This is a genomic window from uncultured Campylobacter sp., assembly GCF_938018145.1.
Lineage (GTDB): Bacteria > Campylobacterota > Campylobacteria > Campylobacterales > Campylobacteraceae > Campylobacter_A.
In genome coordinates this window covers 1-1,337 of record NZ_CALIII010000264.1, presented here as the reverse complement: position 1 = coordinate 1,337, position 1,337 = coordinate 1, and the positions used below count along the sequence as shown (strand labels likewise).

Annotated in this window: 1 protein-coding gene; it reads right to left on the bottom strand. The window is 52.6% G+C overall.

Annotated elements, in window-relative coordinates:
• On the bottom strand, positions 1-1,046 hold a 1,046-nt coding region (locus Q0338_RS06045), incomplete at its 3' end, for a uracil-xanthine permease family protein (RefSeq protein ID WP_298085972.1).
• Positions 1,047-1,337: the final 291 nt, after the last annotated feature.

Below are 1,337 nucleotides of genomic sequence, written 5' to 3'. Positions count from 1 at the left end.
TCCATGCCCACGCTAGCGATGATACCGAAAAGCAGCAGCATAATGCCGCCGATGACGGGAGCGGGGATCGTGGAGAGCGCGGCGCCGAGCTTGCCCACGAAGGCTAGCAGTATCGCCGCAAGCGCGGCAAAGGTCATGATGGCGGGATTATAGGCCTTCGTGATGCTAACCGCGCCCGTGACCTCCGAGTAGGTGGTGTTTGGCGGTCCGCCGAAGCAGCCTGCCAGCGACGTCGCGAGTCCGTCGCCTAGAAGAGTGCTTTTAAGCCCCGGATTTTTGAGGAAATTTTCCTTCGTGACGTTGCTGATCGCAAGCATATCGCCGATATGCTCGATCGCGGGCGCGATAGCGATAGGCACCATGTAGATCACGGCTTCGAGCTTAAAAACCGGCGCGGTGAAATTTGGCAGCGCAAACCACGGCGCATTTAGAATCGGCGTAAAATCCACGATCCCGACGAACAGCGACGCGCAGTATCCAGCCGCGATGCCGCACAGGATCGGCACTAGGCGTAGCATACCGCGGCCAAACATCATCACGACGATAACCGCCGAAAGCGATATGAGCGCGATGGTAAGCGACTGCCCCTGCGTATAGAGCGCCTCTTTGCCCTTGCCCATGACCATATTTACGGCCGCGGGCGAGAGGATGAGGCCGATCGTCATAATGACGGGGCCCACGACCACGGGCGGTAAAATTTTATGCAAAAACCCCTCGCCCTTTAGCCTAATCAGCGCGCTCAGCACCACGTAAAACAGCCCCGCCGCGATCACTCCGCCCATCGTCGCGGCGATGCCCCACTCCTTCACGCCAAAGCTAAGCGGCGCGATGAACGCGAAACTAGACGCGAGAAAGATCGGCGGGACGTGTTTGCGCGTAATGAGCTGATACAGCAACGTGCCGATGCCCGCCGTAAACAGCGCCACGGACGTATCAAGCCCCGTTAATATCGGCACCAGCACGAGCGCGCCAAACGCGACGAATAAAAACTGAACGCCAACCAGAGCGTCTTTAAACCTAAGATTATAGCCTTCGTATTTTTCCATATTTTCCTCTTTTTATTTTACGGCTTATTTTTGACTCTTGAAATTTGCAGCATTTGTCTTGTTTTGCAGCCAAATTTAAACACAAAGCGATTTTAAAATTCGTGAAATTATAACATATCGGCGACGATTACGGCGACGAAAATGCACCGTTTTAAGCAAATTTTTCGAGCGAATTTTAAATTTACGCACCGAGACCCGCACCGCAAAAATGCTAAATTTGGTTTGGTTAAATTTAGCGTTTTAAATTATAGTTTTTGTGCAAATTAATCTTTCTTGTTAAGGGGGAAGGGG